This is a genomic window from Woodsholea maritima DSM 17123, assembly GCF_000382325.1.
Lineage (GTDB): Bacteria > Pseudomonadota > Alphaproteobacteria > Caulobacterales > Maricaulaceae > Woodsholea > Woodsholea maritima.
Genome location: NZ_KB908059.1, coordinates 165,002 through 180,970 on the forward strand (window position 1 = coordinate 165,002; position 15,969 = coordinate 180,970).

Sequence of the window (15,969 nt, forward strand, 5' to 3'; positions counted from 1 at the left end):
CATTGGCGAAGACGTTTTCTTCGTTTTCATCCGCTTTGCTGCTGCGAGGAGCGCCGGGGCGGCGCAAAATTGATTGTCTAGGCCCCAGACACACGCTAGCTTCGCGCCCATGAAAACATCTGTCTTTATTCTGATCGGCGCAGCCTGGGCGGCTTTGTCCAGCGGCGCTTTGGCGCAAGAGGGCGAGGCGGCAGCGTCTTCCGCTCCTCTTACTGTGGAACAAGCCGTTTTACCCGATGCGGTGGTGGCTTATCGTGGGCCAGAGGCCTTTGTCATTGAGACGGACACCGGTCCCGTGACGATTATGGCCGAGATTGCCGACACGCCCCAATCGCGTGCGCGGGGCCTGATGTTCCGTGACAGCCTGGGTGAGAATGAAGGCATGGTGCTTGATCATGGCGTGGCGCAACCGTCCAGCATCTGGATGCGTAACACCTTGATTGGTTTGGATATTGTCTTCATCCGCGCCGATGGTCGGATTGCCAAGATCGCAGCAAACGCCCAGCCGCGATCTGAGCGTTCTATTCCTTCCGACATTCCCGTGCGTGCCGTTCTGGAAATTCCCGCGGGTCGCGCCGCCGCCTTGGGTCTTCGTCCCGGTATGACGGTCCAGCATGCGATGTTTGTCTCGGCTGCGGGCTAAGTCGATCTAACGCGCATAGACTTTGGGCAGTTCTGACCATTGGGTGGTGTAGCGCGGGCTACGCCGCCCACAACGCATCGCCCATGTATGTTTACGTTCAATCCCTTGGGCACCATAAAATATCGTATTGCGCCCATCGCGATGATTGATGTGGTCCAGCGTTGCCATCAAGCGTGCCTGGCGCGGATCAGGGGCCGGGGCGAGAAGGCTCAATTGCTCTTCGCCCACTTGCACCAGATTAAGCAGCATCACCCCACATTTTTGATATTTAAGGCCAGGTTGGAAAATCCGGTCCAATAGTTTGTGCGTGATTTTGATAATCTGGGCACTGTCCTGGGTGGGGGCAGGAAGGGTATAGCTCAACCCTTCATGAAAGGGCTGGGGGCCATGACGCGGGGTGGAGATGAAGGCATAAACCCCGAGCGCCAAACTGTTCTGACGGCGTAACTTCTCACAGGCCCGCACACTGTAACAGGCCATCGCCTCGGCAAGATCCTCCTTTTTGCTTGTCAGTTTCCCAAAGGAGCGCGAGGAGAGGATGTTCTGACGCGGCGCGAGATCTGAGATCGCCAGGCAAGGCTGGCCATTGAGCTCGCGCAGTAATCGCTCGCCCACCACGCCCATGACTTTACGCGCCTGACGCGGATCCCAACAGGCCAGATCATACGCGTTAGTAAGGCCTTCGTGTGCTAAGCGCCTGGATAATCGCCGACCTATACCCCAGATGTCACAGAGCTCTGTCTTGCGTAAAACCTGAAGGCGTTGATCCTCGGTGCGAATTTCAAAAACACCGGTGTTTTTCTTCGCAACATGATTGGCAAGCTTGGCCAGGGTCTTGGTCGGGGCCAGGCCAAAGGCGACGGGTATGCCGGTCCATTGATGGATGCTGTCGCGCACCTCATGCGCCAGTTGGGTCAATTGCGCCGGATCGTCCCGGCCAAATTCTAAAAACGCTTCATCAATGGAATAGGCTTCAAACCGCGCGCCCGTTTCGCGCAGGATATGCATGACCCGCGCGCTCATATCGCCATAAAGCTGATAGTTGGACGAACACGCAATGCCACCGCACGCTTCATACTCTTTTTGAATTTTGAAATAAGGCGCAGCCATGTCGATATCCAAGGCTTTAGCCTCGTTCGAGCGCGACACCACGCAGCCATCATTATTGGAAAGCACCACGACCGGCTTGTTTTTCAAGCCGGGATTAAAGGCGCGCTCACATGAGACATAAAAATTATTGCAATCGACCAGGGCGAACATGATCAAGGTCGCGGCTGGAGCAGGGCGTGCAGAACATGAACGGCCACGCCCCAGATCGTGATGTCTTCATACTGACTGATATCTAGATCGGTAAAGTCAGGGTGTTCCGCACAGAGAAAACGCTGGCGGCCGTGGAGCTTTAACCGCCGGATCATCAGCTCCCCATGACAGTCTACAACGACGATCTGACCGGAAACGGGGGTTAGGCTGCGATCAATGACCAGAATGTCGCCGTCATGAATACCAGCCCCGACCATGGCATGACCGATGGCGCGGGCAAAAAAGGTGCAGGCGGGGTGTTGAACCGCATAGCGATGCAGATCGAGATCGCGCTCAAGATAATCATCGGCCGGAGAGGGAAAGCCGCCGGCCATTGTATTGACATAACCAGGCGGGGCGGTGCGCACGCCATCGCGATCATTACGGGCATTGGGGGGGCTATAGGCAGGGGGGTGCATGCTCATCTCACATTCCACTTAGCGTGTTCATGTTATGTTCCGCGCGCACTAAAAGTCAAGCCATCTGTGTATGACACGGCGTTTTAGCGGCGCTGGACGGTGTGGCCCGTGAGAGAGGTGCGCGCATGATTACGCTTGGTGGGGTCAGCGAGGTGGCGCAGCGGACAAGCGAGCGAGATTGCCATCAGGCTGTGGACAATCTGTGGAAAACCGGATGTTATGGATTTCAACTGTAAGACATGCACAAAGAACAGCATTGAAGGGTTGCGCCGAGTCACGCTTATCCATTAGAACGCCTTTCTACTTCGACGGACGGAGCGTAGCGCAGTCTGGTAGCGCATCTGGTTTGGGACCAGAGGGTCGCAGGTTCGAATCCTGCCGCTCCGACCATCTCTTGAGTGTAAAAGGCTTTTTCTGCCGTTCCTCATATAGGACAATTGAGATGTTCGCGAAGATTTACCGTCCCTCTAAAAACGCCATGCAATCGGGTAAAGCCAGAACCAAATCTTGGGTTTTGGAATTTGAGCCGTCTCAGGCCAAGCGTCCCGATCCTTTGATGGGCTGGACGACCAGTTCAGATATGAACCGTCAGGTGCATTTGAGCTTTGAAAGCCAGGAAGAAGCGGTGGCCTATGCCAAGCGCCATGGCATCGCCTTCCACGTGCGCCCCGATCATCAGGTTGAGCGCAAGGCCAAGATTTACTCTGACAATTTCGCTTATGAGCGCAAAGAGCCTTGGTCTCACTAAGCGCTTAGCGGCAAGATCAAGGCAAAGCCTCGCAAGATCTGCGGGGCTTTTGTGTTTTTCAGCGCAAGGACGCTGAAGGTGGGGCTTGGCCCCATGCGCAGGCTGGCTTAAAACCGCTTCCTCAAGATCGACACCGATCACAAGCCTCCGTAGCTCAACCGGATAGAGCGCCCGCCTTCTAAGCGGATGGTTGCAGGTTCGAGTCCTGCCGGGGGTGCCACTTTTTCCTGATGCTCAACTTCGTCCGAACTTTCGCTCCTCGCTGACGCTGCGCGCGGCTGTTCGCCTTGCGAACCCGTTGGGTTAGAAGTTGGCCCGCCAAGGCGCGCCATTCTTCCAGGTCGTGCTCACTTTTCTGAACTAGTCTGATGTCGTCAGACACTCGGCAAGGTCGGGCTTTATCCCTTGAGTTTGCGTAACCTAGCGCTCGATCACAATCCGTACGGCTTGAATGTCAGAAACCCCGGAAACCCGCACAAAGCGTTGGCGGGGAGCGACATAATCACGGGCTAGAACTTCGCCATTATCGGCACCAAGAATGCGCACATGATACCCCTCGCGCAGGGCCCCCAGACGTGGGTGAGTCGCAGCAAGCGCAATCGTAAGTGTGTGATCGTCTTGCCATTGGGCGGCCAAAATTTCAGGGCTAGAAAAAATAATATCCGCCGGTGCGGTGGGGGTGCTGATCGCGCCAAGCGTCAGGGATAAAGCCAAAGCGGTAAGCATTATCAAGAACTCCGTTAAATGCGTTCAATTTTGAAACGCGTGTTGTGCTGATTAAGATTTTAGCAAGCTTTACGCCAGGGCGCATATCAGCAAGCAGTCATTAACAGAAGTGATGGCTCAACTAGTAATGGTTTGGCGGAGAACTCCCTCATGAAACAGACGCTTCTGTTTAAATTATCTCTTGTGTTTTTGGCGCTGTTGGTGTGTGCCGTCATGGTCTCAGCGGGCTCATATATCTTAACCGGGCAGGTGGCGAAGGCTGGTTCAGATGTTGGCTATGTCTACACTCCGATGGCGGACGCAGCGATGGAGCTGCGAATTTCGGCGGGTGAAGCTGACCGCATGGTAAAAGATAGCGAAGCGGGCAATTCCCATGACTGGAGTGAGATTCAAAGCGCGATTGATGAAGCCCGCCAATTCGGCCAAGTCATCTTAAATGGCGGCGTGATTGATGGAGAGCACTTCGTCGCCACCCAGTCCAGCCAGGTGCGCAATGCGATTACGGGTGTTCTTGACCAGCTCAATAACTTTGAGACCGCTGCTCAACAGCGCTTTAACGCGGTTTCCATTGATGAATCCGCGGGATCGGCGGCCGATATCGCCTTTGATGAAGCCTATGATGTATCATTAGAGATCATCGCACAGATTTATGACCTGCCGGGTGTGAGTGACAACAGCCGTGTGCAAAATTATTTGGCCGATGCGCGCTTTGAAATTGCCAATGCGCACCTGTTTACCGAAGAGGTGCTAGGCGGCGATGAGGGTGAAAGTATTGATGCCGTGCGTGAAGGGTTTGCAAATTCTTCGGCGGCTTTGCGTGCCATTATTCAAGGGGCAGGTCCACTAAATGGTCTGCCTGAAGAGGCGGCACAACATATCGACAATCTTGGGGTTTTGGCCCTTCAGCGCTATCAGGCCATGTTAGGGCGCAATTCTCAACTGGCCCAGACGCACCAGGCCTATGTGCGTTCTATCGAAGCGTTAGACCAAAGCGCAGCGCAGGCCGAAGAGTATGTCATAGCGGATATGGAAGCGGCGCTTGCTCACCTTCAAGCGAGTAAAGCGACGGCGACCTGGGTGATCTTAATTGGGATGGCCTTGTTTATGATAGCCATGGGGGTCGGGTTCTGGTTTGCGCGCCATTTGGTGGTCGTTCCGGTACGCCAAACGACGGACATCGCCCTGCGCTTATCCAATGGTGCCATTGATGATCAGGTGCGTGCCCATAACCGCAAGGATGAAATTGGCGATCTGTTGCGGGCCTTGGAAAATTTCCGTCAGAAGCTGCAATTGCAACGCGAAATGGAAGCGGAAAAAGTCACGCGTGACCATGAAGAATGGGCGCGCCAGGCTAAATTACGCGACTTGGTGGACCAGTTCCGCTTACGTATTGGTGATGTGGTGAAATCGGTCGCCGATGAAGTGTTGCGCATGGAAAATGTCGCACGCCGGTCTAAGGACACCATTGGCCAGGCCACGAAAGATGTTCAAAGCTCTGATCAGGCTTCTAGCCGGGCGTCTGAGGCGGTGTCCGCTGTTTCTGCGGCGGCACAAGAGCTTGTCGCGTCCATTTCGGAAATTGGCCACCAAACAAATTCGGCGCAAAGCGTTGTGCATTCTGCGGTGGAAGTCGCCAGTAAAACCGATGCTCAGGTGCGAACCCTGACCGAAGCCGCGACGCGGATCACCGAAGTGGTGGATTTGATCAATGACATCTCTAACCAGACCAATCTGCTGGCCCTGAACGCCACGATTGAGGCTGCGCGGGCCGGTGAAGCGGGCAAAGGCTTTGCGGTGGTCGCTGAAGAGGTAAAACGCCTGGCCGAGCAGACCGCCCAGGCCACGGGGGATATCGCTTCACAAGTCAGCGCCGTTCAGTCCTCTTCGGAGGCTTCGGTGAAGGCGCTGGCCGAAATCGCCCAAGCCATCAACAAAGTAACTGAGATTTCCAGCGGGATCGCCGGAGCGGTTGAACAACAAACCTCTGTAACTCAGGAAATATCACAATCCATCACCACAGCGGCGGATGGGGCACGCGCGTCTGCCGAAGCGGTGGGCCGGGTCAGTCGATCCATGGATGAAACGGTGGAGCAAGCCGATCAAGTCTATGCGGTCTCCCAGGCCATTGCCGCGTCAAAAACAGCTTTGGAGCACGCGATTGATGAATTTATCTCCGTGATCAATGGCGATCTAACAGAGCGTCGGCGCGACCCACGCATTGCGGGCCGGGCCGTGACCATCATCCTTAACAATGGAAAAACCATTGATGGCTTTGCCTTGGATGTTAGTGCCGGCGGGATGAAGCTAGCCAAACTGGCAGAGATCGAAGGGCAGCAAGGCTTCACCGTACGTCTACCTGATGGTCAAACTGTCAAAGGCAAATTGGTCCGCCGGGATGAAGATGGCTTTGGCGTTGAGTTTGCCTCTCGCGTGACGCTGCACAATCAAGGCGGTGCCAGTAATGTAACGCCGCTGAAAAAGCCTAAGGCCGCGTAGGTGTGTGTGACGATGACCCTCCAACGCTCTCAAACGCTCGGTCTTACCCTTGCCTTACTAACAAGCTTAACCTTATCAGGCGGCGCGCTTGCCACTCCCATCACCTGGCATGTTGAAAGCGCGGGCGAAGCCCAAGGCGTCCTGCCGGTCAAAAATGGCGAGGATAATGTCTGGGTTTGGGAAAGCACGATTGAAACCGCGATTGTGGCCGGGCTCAGCGAGCATTGGGCCGTGGCCACGGAGATTATCTTAGAACCGGTTGTGGATGGCGATGGCACCAGTTTTTCTCAAGAAGGCGTTTATATCGGAGTTTTAGAGCTGACCTATTCGCAGGCCAATTGGACGATTGCGGCGGGTAAAATCGGGCCGAATTTTGCCACGGCCTGGGATATAACACCGGGCATTTTTGGCATGGAATTGGCCGAAGAGTATGAAGTTGCCGAGCAGATCGGCGTACGCACAGACGTTCTGTTACCCAGTTTTGAGGCGCAGCCCTGGGACGAGGTGGTGGTATCTGGCGCGCTGTTTATGGAGGATACCACTGTTTTATCGCGGTCCATTTTGCGTGATCGGGGCCGGGTACGCGAAAACGATGGCGGGCCGGGTAATACCGGATCCTTGGAATCTTATGCCTTTGCGCTCGACATGTATGACATGCTGGCTGAGGGCATACATTTTCACGTCAGTCATCGTCGGCTCGCCCAGGCCCATGATATGGCCCACCCTGATGATGCTACCGCCGCCGCGATAAATTGGCATCATGAAGGCGAGTGGGCGTTCACCCCGTCCATCAATCTAGAACATATCTGGTATGATAACCCGCAAGGCGCGGCCGGTGATGGCGACAGCACCACGATGGGCGTGGTGGTAGAGCGTGGGCGTTGGCGCGCGGGGGCCGTCTATTCACGTACGGCGTATCGTTGGCACACCCATTCAGATTACCAGCGCCTGCGAGAGATTGCGGTTGGGTATAGCCTCACCCCATCTCTCAGCGTGGATCTGGCTTATAAACAGCAAGCCAATAAGGGCGAGGACAAGCAAGACTTCTTAGGTATTTTGATCGCCGCAGATCTGGTTCATATCTGGCGCGGGGGTGAGGGGGATTAACCCTTCGTGGTTACCGCGCGATGGCGCGACTGGGATGCGATCCAGCGCCCCATCCAGCCGCTATCGCTTTTCAGGCCCAGCGTAATCAACGCTAAAGGACCGCCCACCCATTGGGCCAATATTTGCGCGAGGATGGGCGCAAAAAGGCCAGCGCTGAGCCCGATGGCCAAGGCCGCATAATCCCCCGGGCGGCCTGTGAAATCATAAACGAAGATCACGCCCTGTATCGCGAACCAGTGATAGAGATAGATCGCGAAGGAATAGCGCCCCAGCGTACTCATCACCGGGACTGAACCGCGTAGGCCCAGTAAAGCCCCAGCCCCGATCAAGCCGAGCCCTAAAGCGAACGGCCCGCGCCGGACAGCTTCGAACAAGGGATCATGCAGGATCTGGCTGATATGGATGGCCCATAATAGGCTGGCGACAATCGCGGCGGTAAAAATTACGCGGTGGCTTAAATGCTGGCGCAAACGCCAGATCAAAATACCCCCAAAGAAATAGGGCGCCAAATAAAGCGCGCGCCCGAGAGAGAGAAAATTGACCTCCTCTAAAACCCCCGTCGCGTAAAAGGCGCAGGCCATAACCCAAACCCCCAGCATCAAAACGCTGTTAAAGGCCTTCGATTGGGTATCAATAATGGCCGCGATTAAAAACAGGACCAGCAGGGCCTGAATGAACCAGAACTGGGCATAGCCAAAGACATAAATGGTCCAGAACTGCGTAAGGGGCATGCCAAAAGCCCCGCCCAGAACCGTGCTGGCCCCGGCAAACAAGGTTGCGGCGAAGGCAAAGGGCAGCGCCAGGCGGCGCGCCTTGGATGACACGAAGCTACCTAAGCCTTGCGGACGGGCTGGACGCCATGCATAAACAAATCCTGCCAGCATCGCAAACAGCGGCATGCGCAGGGGCATGAAGACTGCATTGAATTGATTGAAGATGTGATCATCGGCCAGGCGCAGCCCCATATCCGGCGTATCACCGACCACATGCAGCATCACCAACAGGACGCAGGCGATCCCTTTTAGGGCGTTGATCCCTTGATCGGTCCCGGCGGGGCGCTCAAACGCATGAATCGGGGCTGCTTCAAACGGACCCGCGGTCGCGCTGCTGGCGCTGGTTGTGTCATTATGAGCCATGAAGATACCCCCATCATTCGATATCTCCATGGCTCGCAAGGCTTACGCCAAACTTTAAAGTTCCGTTAACCCTGTTTCCAGGTCAGCCCACAAATCCTCAACATCTTCAAGGCCTACGGATAATCGGACCAAGGCACCTTCACTGTGCCAGGGTGTCGCCGTGCGCACCAGCTGAATATCGAGGGGCAGGGCCAGGCTCTCAAATCCGCCCCACGAAAACCCAATGCCAAAAAGGCTTAGGCTATCGACAAAGGCTTCGGCCTGTTTGGGGCTATAGCCCGCTAGGACGAAGCTGAAACAGCCAGACCCGCCCGTAAAATCGCGCTGATAAATCGCATGATCGGGATGGGTGGGGTGTGCCGGGTGCAGGATTTGACCCACTTTGGCATGGGCGTGAAGGCGCTCGGCCAGGATCATCGCGCTTTCGAAGGAGCGATCGAGACGTAGACCCAAGGTGCGCAGCCCACGAAGCACCAGATAGGCATCATCGGGCGAGACATGGCCGCCATAGGCGATTTCAACCGCTTTCAGACGTTCTGCGGCTTCCCCGCGTGCATTGACGGCCCCCATTAATAAATCGGAATGCCCGCCGGCATATTTGGTCAGCGATTGCGCGGCATAATCCACACCCAAGTCCAGAGGGTTCAAAACAACGCCCGCACTCCAGGTGTCATCAATGATTGTGGGGACACCGGCCTTATGCGCGACTTGGGTGATGGCCGGAATGTCTTGCAGCTCAAACGTCAAGGAGCCCGGCGATTCCAGCAAAATCGCGCTGGTTTTATCGGTGATCAGATCCGCAATGCCCGACCCGATGCGCGGATCATAATAGCGTGTTGAAATGCCCAGGCGTTTCAGCTCTTGATCGCAGAATTTGCGTACAGGACCATAGACCGAATCGGTGACGAGAATCTCGCTATTGGCGCTCACACAGGCGTGAATGGCCAGAATAACACTGTACAAACCCGATGCTGCAAGTGCACAATGGTCGGAACCATAAAGGCTGGCGATGCCCGCGCGCAGTTCGCGATGAGGGCTGATGCCGCCCCGGCCATAATGCCGGCGCCGCCCATGGCTATGGTAAAGGTCATGGGATGTTGGCGCGAGCACCGTGGACGCACGCGAAATGGGCGGATTGACCAGGCCGTCTTCTTCAAACGGCCGGGCCATGTGAACAAAATGCGTATCGCGTTTCATGCTTAGTAACATCCTTGATGTATAAGGGTGATATCGGTTCGGTGCGGGAAGGGGAGCGCCCCTATGGGAGTGAATATGATCACAGCTTGGCTCAATCCTAGCGCCTTGGTAAAGCGCGTGGCAGCCCTTGTGCTCACTTTTGTCACCGCCCAGACCCTTCCAGAGACAGATCGTGACCTTTCGGGCCTGGAAGCCATCCGTGAACGCGGTGTTTTGTTATGTGGCGTAGACGCGGGCCTTGCCGGATTTGCCAGTGAAGTGGACGGCGAATGGGTCGGTTTTGAGGCCGATCTGTGCCGGGCCTATGCTGCGGCCTTCCTGGGCAATCGCGACCGGGTGCGCTTTGTGCCTTTGACCACCACCGAGCGCTTTGACGCCTTGCGGGCGGGCGATGTGGATATGCTGCTGCGTAATACCAGCTGGACCTTGGCGCGCGATGCGCAGCTGGATGTCAATTTCGCCGGTATTTATTATTTCGATGGTCAGGGCTTTCTGGTTCCCACTGATTTGGGCGTCGCCAGCGCGCGCGAGTTGGATGGAGCGCGCATCTGCGTTCAGCCCAACACCACCCATGCGCGCAATCTGATGGATTATGCCACAACCCATGGCATCACTTTGGAGCCCGTAGAGGGCCAAACTGCACGCCAAACCCGTGAAATGTATGACAATGGCGAGTGTGATGCGCTGACCAGCGATATCTCCTCTCTGGCCGGTTTGCGTTTGGGCCTGACCAATCCTGATGCCCACGCCATTTTGCCTGATGCAATCTCCAAAGAACCCTTTGGCCCTGTGGTGCGCGATGGCGATGATGTTCTAGCCGATGCCACACGGTGGGTACTCTATAGTTTGATCGCGGCTGAAGAATATGGCGTTACCCAAGCCAATGCGCGCGCCTTGTTAGAGCGCAGCCAGAACCCCGAAGTGCGCCGCCTGCTGGGCGCTGAAGGGGCTTTGGGCGAAAGCATGGGGCTGGATCAGCAATTTGCCTATCGCGCGATTGAGGCGGTGGGCAATTATGGCGAGCTGTTTGATCGCCATCTGGGCGAGACCTCACCGCTACAATTGCGCCGCGGCTTAAACGGGCTTTGGACCCAAGGGGGGCTAATGTTTGCGCCCCCGCTTGAATAGCGTCCAATTAGGCCAGCCAGCTGGGGATGGGCAGGCCCTTTTCCTTCAGGAATTCAGGATTATAAAGCTTGGATTGATAGCGTGAGCCATGGTCACACAATATGGTGACGATGGTGTGGCCAGGCCCCATTTTGCGCGCTAAACGAATGGCCCCGGCGATATTGACCCCGGCCGATCCGCCCAGGCACAGGCCTTCTTCCTGGATCAGATCAAACAGGATCGGTAAGGCTTCTTCATCGGGGATGCGGAAGGCTTCATCGACTTGAATGCCTTCCAGATTGCCGGTGATGCGGCCCTGACCAATGCCTTCGGTGATGGAATTGCCTTCGGCCTTCAGTTCACCATGGGCGTAATAGCCATAGAGCGCCGCGCCGCCGGGATCCGCAATCCCGATAGTGATGTCTTTATTGCGCTCTTTCAACGCCATGGAGACGCCCGCTAAAGTCCCGCCCGAGCCAACGGCGCAGATAAAGCCATCGACCTTGCCATCCAATTGGGTCCAGATCTCTGGCCCTGTGGTCTCATAATGGGCTTTACGATTGGCGGTATTATCAAATTGATTGGCCCAGATCGCGCCATGGGGCTCTTTGGCATTCAGCTCGGCGGCCAAAGTCCCGGAATAGCGCGCATAATGATTGGGATTAGCATAGGGCACGGCATCGACTTCAATCAGCTCAGCGCCAAGAAGCCGGATTGAATCGCGTTTTTCGCGCGATTGCGTGCGCGGAAAGACGATGACCGTTTTATAACCCAGCGCGCTGGCGACCAGCGCTAGACCAATACCGGTATTGCCGGCCGTCCCCTCAACGATGGTACCGCCGGGTTTCAGCGCGCCGGTGCGTTCCGCATCACGTATAATGCCCAGGGCTGCGCGGTCTTTGATTGAGCCGCCGGGATTAAGAAACTCCGCCTTACCCAGGATTGTACATCCGGTCAGTTCTGAAGCTTTTTTCAAATGAACCAGCGGGGTGTTGCCGATCAGATCAATGACGCTGTTGGCCGGTGCAGTCATGGCGGGGGTCCTTTTTTGACATTCCCCGCACCTTAAGAAGTTAGAAAACGTCGCACAAGTGAGGCTTCTTCAAAACGGTCGATAGTTTTTCTAAAGCGCTTGAAAAGCCTCCAGCGCGCGGTTGCGGGCTTCGCTATGATCGACGAGGGGCTTGGGATAGGTCTTACCCAGGGTGATCCCCGCCTTGATCAGTGTATGCTGATCGGCTTGCCAGGGGGCAAAGATATATTTCGTGGGCAGATCTTTCAGCTCCGGCACCCATTGGCGAATATACGCCCCATCGGGGTCAAATTTTTCGCCCTGGGTGATGGGGTTGAAGATGCGGAAATAGGGGGCCGCATCCGCGCCGGAGCCCGCCACCCATTGCCAACTCGCGGCATTATTGGCGAGATCGGCATCAACCAGAGTATCCCAGAACCAGGCTTCACCCTCGCGCCAATCGATCAATAAATGCTTGATCAAGAAGGAGGCGACAATCATCCGCACCCGGTTATGCATCCATCCGGTATGCCACAACTCGCGCATGCCCGCATCCACAATCGGATAGCCGGTTTGGCCGCGCTGCCAAGCCTTCATACCCGCCTCATTTTTATGCCAGGGGAAGGCATTGAATTTCTCTTGATAGTTGGCTTCGGGGAAGGTCGGGAAGTGATAGAGGAGATTATAAGAAAATTCCCGCCAGGCGATTTCAGACAGGAAGGTCCAGGCCCCATCAGGTAAGCCTGCCTCGGCGAAATGATCCTGCACCGCCCACCAAATTTCGCGTGGGCTAATCTCCCCAAAGTGAAGATGCGGGGAAAGGCGTGATGTTCCCGGCTTGGCCGGCAGGTTACGCTCAGATTTATAGCGTGTTATGGCCTCATGAATAAATTGGCCTAATCGCCCATGAGCTGCGCTTGATCCCACCGTCCACGCCTCACGCATGCCGCCCGCCCAATCGGGCAATGTGGGCAACAGCTTGAAATCGGCTAAGGCGCAAGCATGGGCAGGCTTCGGTCCGTCTTTAGCCGCTTTAGATGGTCGTGGCAAAGGGCGTTCGGGTTCGTGCCCCGCTTTGATCGCTTTCCAGAACGGGGTGAAAACCCGAAACGGGGTGCCGCTTTGGGTGGCGATGGTCCAGGGCTCAACAATCAAGCTAGCATTGAAGGATTGCACCTCCAGCCCGGCCTCTTTGAAATGGCTTTTCAGGGCGCTATCGCGTTCGCGCGCATAGGGCTCATAACAACGGTTCCAATAGATCGCCGCGTAGTCATCGGATGCTACGAGATCTTTCAAGACCAACTCACTATGACCCGCAATCAGGTGCAAGGTGAGGCCAAGGTCAGCGAGGTCTTCACTTAAGGCCTTCAAACTGTGATGGAGCCACCAGCGGCTCGCCGCGCCGCGCGCCCAGGGGCCAGGGGCTTCGTCATCCAGGATATAAAGCGCGCTTATCGGCCCACCGCGCTCAAGCGCGGCCATCAAGGCCGGATTATCCGCGATCCTTAAATCCTGACGAAACCAGACGAGGCTTGCTTTTTTGCTCATCGTTTGGGCCTTTCACTGATCAAGCGGATGACGGGGCGGGTGTTATGCAGTACTACGCCTATGTCATGCAAATGGATCATGACAAGGATTGTGAATCCGCAGGCGCACCTTATTTTAGAGGTGAGCCCTAGACAAAGCCGGAGCCTGGATATGTTAGACGATCAGCAAAGCCAAACCGTTATTTCTCTTGCGAAACCCTGCGGGGGCGTGATTGAGATCGGTAATCACCTGCCTTTGACGATCATCGCCGGGCCGTGCGCACTGGAAAGCCGCAATCATGCTTTGGAAGTCTCTTCTGCCCTTAAAGAGATGTCAGAGCGCCTGGGCGTCAAGCTGATCTATAAAACCTCTTTCGATAAGGCCAACCGGACCTCGATCCATGCCGAGCGCGGTATGGGCTTGGAAGCGGCGCTGCCGATCTTTGCTGAGATTCGCGAAACCACGGGCCTGCCCGTTCTCACCGATGTTCACACGGCGGAACATTGCGCCATCGCGGCTGAGGTCGTCGACGTGCTGCAAATCCCCGCCTTTTTGTGTCGCCAGACCGACATTCTGATCGCAGCAGCGAAAACCGGTAAAGTAGTCAATGTCAAAAAAGGTCAATTCCTGGCCCCATGGGACATGAAAAACGTCCTCAACAAAGTCATCGAAGCGGGCAATCCCAATGTCATGGCGTGTGAGCGCGGAGCGAGCTTTGGTTATAACACCCTGGTGACCGATATGCGCGCTTTCCCGATTATGGAAGCCTTTGGCGCGCCGGTGATTTTTGATGCCACGCACTCGGTTCAACAACCGGGCGGTAAGGGCACAGCCACCGGCGGTCAGCGTGAATTCGTTGCTCCCTTGGCACGCGGCGCGGTCGCCATCGGTGTGGCCGGTGTCTTCATGGAAACCCATCCTGACCCGGATAATGCGCCGTCTGATGGGCCTAACATGGTGCCGCTGAATGAATTTGAAGCGCTGGTGAAAGACCTGATGGAGTATGACGCTTTGACCAAGGCGAAAAAAGCGCGTAGCTAATCGCCGACCAAAGCCTTCCAACGCATGGGGTTTTCAAGATGAAGCGTGAAGATGCGGCCGCCCTCATCGGGTTGATCCGGGATAAATCCATTGTCTGTATTGGCGATGTCCTGCTCGATGAATTTGTCTATGGCCATGTTGGACGCGTCTCACGTGAAGCCCCGGTGCCGATCCTGTCTGAAGGCGGGCGGCGCGCCATGTTGGGCGGGGCGGGTAATCTGGCGCGCAATATCGCCTCTCTTGGCGGGCGGCCAACGCTCATCTCCGTGATTGGTGATGACCATGCGGGTGCCATGGTGGAGAGCCTGGGCACCAGTGAGGCGCAATCCCAGTTTGTCTTCGTTCAAGAGGCCGGGCGCTTCACCCCAACCAAGATCCGCTATGTCGCCCAGCAACAGCAGATGTTCTGTGTGGATCGTAATCCGCGCGGCGATATCAACCCTGAAACGGCGGGTAACATTCTCGACGCGGTCAAAGTTCAGATCGCTTCGGCGGATGCGGTGATTCTCTCCGACTACGGACGGGGCCTTCTCAGCCGCGATCTGTGTCAGGCCATCATTACCTTGGCGAAACAACATGGCTGCCCGGTGTGCGTTGATCCGCGCGGCGCGGATTACACCCGCTATGACGGGGCCTATGTCATTAAACCTAATGCGCAAGAGCTGGCTGATGAAGCGGGCCTGCCGGTGGACAGTGATGACAGCGCCATTGCCGCGCTTCATGCGGTGAAAGCGCGCTTGCCTGAAACCGCAGCCCTGTTGGTGACGCGCGGCGGGCAGGGGATGAGCCTGCTCGACCCCCAGGGTCAGATCCATCACCATCGCAGTAAACCGCGCTCGGTCTTTGATGTGTCAGGCGCGGGTGATACCGCGCTTGCAGCCCTGTCTTTAAGCGTTGCCGCGAAAGTCAGCCTGGATCGTGCCATGGGCTTTGCCGATTTGGCCGCCGGGGTGGCAGTAGGCAAAACCGGCACCGCCACCGTCAGCCCGGAAGAGATTTTACGTGATACCGCACCGGGTGCAGAATCGCCCGATTGGCGGGTCATGGCCTGGGATGATCTGGCAGACCAAGTGACCAGCTGGCGCGCTGAAGGGCTGAAAGTCGGTTTCACCAATGGCTGTTTTGATATTCTCCACCCAGGCCATTTATCGGTATTGCGCTTTGCCAAAGCCTCCTGTGACCGTTTGATCGTGGGGCTCAATTCCGATGCCTCGGTGAAGCGCTTGAAGGGTGAAGAACGCCCGATCAATAATCAGGCCACGCGCGCCCAGATGTTGGCCTCCTTGGAAACCGTGGACCGGGTGGTGATCTTCGATGAAGAGACCCCGGAAGACTTGATCCGCACACTCAACCCGCATTGCCTGATCAAGGGCGCAGATTATGTCGCCGATGATTTACCCGGTGCGGCGTTTTTGAAGGCGCAGGGCGGGGAGGTCTTGTTGGCCCCGCTAGAGGCCGGGTTGTCGACCACCAATATCGTCGCCAAGATCAAGGGGCTGACTTAAGCGCGT

14 protein-coding genes and 2 tRNA genes are annotated in these 15,969 nt (G+C 56.2%); 9 read left to right on the plus strand and 7 right to left on the minus strand.

The genetic code is table 11. The features are described 5' to 3' along the window. The first annotated feature begins 109 nt into the window (after positions 1 to 109). Positions 110 to 643 carry a DUF192 domain-containing protein gene (locus H151_RS0111110; protein ID WP_019961741.1) on the plus strand — a complete coding sequence of 178 codons (534 nt, stop codon included), beginning with the start codon at positions 110 to 112 and terminating at the stop codon, positions 641 to 643. A 6-nt stretch (positions 644 to 649) separates the two neighbouring features. Here H151_RS0111110 and H151_RS0111115 read toward each other — a convergent pair whose 3' ends face one another. Together H151_RS0111115 and H151_RS0111120 are read right to left on the minus strand one after the other, a co-directional pair. Beyond that, entirely contained in the window at positions 650 to 1,903 is a 1,254-nt protein-coding gene (locus tag H151_RS0111115; protein ID WP_019961742.1) for a Y-family DNA polymerase, read from the minus strand. A gap of 2 nt (positions 1,904 to 1,905) precedes the next feature. Beyond that, positions 1,906 to 2,367 (minus strand): LexA family protein, encoded by a 462-nt coding sequence (locus H151_RS0111120; RefSeq protein WP_156823484.1) that lies wholly within the window; start codon positions 2,365 to 2,367, stop codon positions 1,906 to 1,908. A 307-nt stretch (positions 2,368 to 2,674) separates the two neighbouring features. Between H151_RS0111120 and H151_RS0111130 the strand changes: the two genes are divergently transcribed. The 3 genes from H151_RS0111130 (at position 2,675) to H151_RS0111145 (ending at position 3,329) form a co-directional block, all read left to right on the plus strand. Beyond that, positions 2,675 to 2,751, plus strand: a tRNA-Pro gene (locus tag H151_RS0111130). A 52-nt stretch (positions 2,752 to 2,803) separates the two neighbouring features. Beyond that, positions 2,804 to 3,109 carry an ETC complex I subunit gene (locus H151_RS0111135; protein WP_019961745.1) on the plus strand — a complete coding sequence of 102 codons (306 nt, stop codon included), beginning with the start codon at positions 2,804 to 2,806 and terminating at the stop codon, positions 3,107 to 3,109. 143 nt (positions 3,110 to 3,252) lie between these two features. Continuing rightward, positions 3,253 to 3,329, plus strand: a tRNA-Arg gene (locus tag H151_RS0111145). Positions 3,330 to 3,529: 200 nt separating this feature from the next. Here H151_RS0111145 and H151_RS0111150 read toward each other — a convergent pair. Further along, positions 3,530 to 3,835, minus strand: a complete 306-nt coding sequence (locus tag H151_RS0111150; protein WP_019961747.1) for a hypothetical protein — start codon at positions 3,833 to 3,835, stop codon at positions 3,530 to 3,532. 150 nt (positions 3,836 to 3,985) lie between these two features. Between H151_RS0111150 and H151_RS0111155 the strand changes: the two genes are divergently transcribed. Beyond that, positions 3,986 to 6,331 carry a methyl-accepting chemotaxis protein gene (locus H151_RS0111155; protein ID WP_019961748.1) on the plus strand — a complete coding sequence of 782 codons (2,346 nt, stop codon included), beginning with the start codon at positions 3,986 to 3,988 and terminating at the stop codon, positions 6,329 to 6,331. A gap of 12 nt (positions 6,332 to 6,343) precedes the next feature. Then, the gene (locus tag H151_RS17145; RefSeq protein WP_019961749.1) at positions 6,344 to 7,438 is read left to right on the plus strand and encodes a hypothetical protein; all 1,095 of its coding nucleotides are present in this window, start codon (positions 6,344 to 6,346) and stop codon (positions 7,436 to 7,438) included. On the opposite strand, the gene H151_RS0111165 is transcribed toward H151_RS17145, so the two are convergent. Together H151_RS0111165 and metC are read right to left on the minus strand one after the other, a co-directional pair. Beyond that, positions 7,435 to 8,574, minus strand: coding sequence for an acyltransferase family protein (locus tag H151_RS0111165; protein ID WP_169336744.1), 1,140 nt, complete (start codon positions 8,572 to 8,574; stop codon positions 7,435 to 7,437). The two genes, H151_RS17145 and H151_RS0111165, sit on opposite strands and share 4 nt — an antisense overlap. Positions 8,575 to 8,628: 54 nt before the next feature. Continuing rightward, the gene (metC, locus tag H151_RS0111170) at positions 8,629 to 9,771 is read right to left on the minus strand and encodes a cystathionine beta-lyase (RefSeq protein WP_019961751.1); all 1,143 of its coding nucleotides are present in this window, start codon (positions 9,769 to 9,771) and stop codon (positions 8,629 to 8,631) included. A 75-nt stretch (positions 9,772 to 9,846) separates the two neighbouring features. On the opposite strand from metC, the gene H151_RS0111175 reads away from it, so the two are divergent. Then, positions 9,847 to 10,899, plus strand: coding sequence for an amino acid ABC transporter substrate-binding protein (locus H151_RS0111175; protein ID WP_156823485.1), 1,053 nt, complete (start codon positions 9,847 to 9,849; stop codon positions 10,897 to 10,899). A gap of 7 nt (positions 10,900 to 10,906) precedes the next feature. On the opposite strand, the gene H151_RS0111180 is transcribed toward H151_RS0111175, so the two are convergent. Continuing rightward, entirely contained in the window at positions 10,907 to 11,911 is a 1,005-nt protein-coding gene (locus tag H151_RS0111180; RefSeq protein ID WP_019961753.1) for a cysteine synthase A, read from the minus strand. A gap of 90 nt (positions 11,912 to 12,001) precedes the next feature. Beyond that, positions 12,002 to 13,438: a cryptochrome/photolyase family protein gene (locus tag H151_RS0111185; RefSeq protein WP_019961754.1), complete on the minus strand. Its 1,437-nt coding sequence runs from the start codon at positions 13,436 to 13,438 to the stop codon at positions 12,002 to 12,004. Positions 13,439 to 13,588: 150 nt separating this feature from the next. Between H151_RS0111185 and kdsA the strand changes: the two genes are divergently transcribed. Both kdsA and rfaE2 read left to right on the plus strand, forming a co-directional pair. Further along, a complete protein-coding gene (gene kdsA / locus H151_RS0111190) occupies positions 13,589 to 14,458 on the plus strand; it encodes a 3-deoxy-8-phosphooctulonate synthase (RefSeq protein WP_019961755.1) in 870 nt (289 codons plus the stop codon). Positions 14,459 to 14,496: 38 nt separating this feature from the next. Further along, positions 14,497 to 15,963, plus strand: a complete 1,467-nt coding sequence (gene rfaE2, locus H151_RS0111195) for a D-glycero-beta-D-manno-heptose 1-phosphate adenylyltransferase (protein WP_019961756.1) — start codon at positions 14,497 to 14,499, stop codon at positions 15,961 to 15,963. Positions 15,964 to 15,969: the final 6 nt, after the last annotated feature.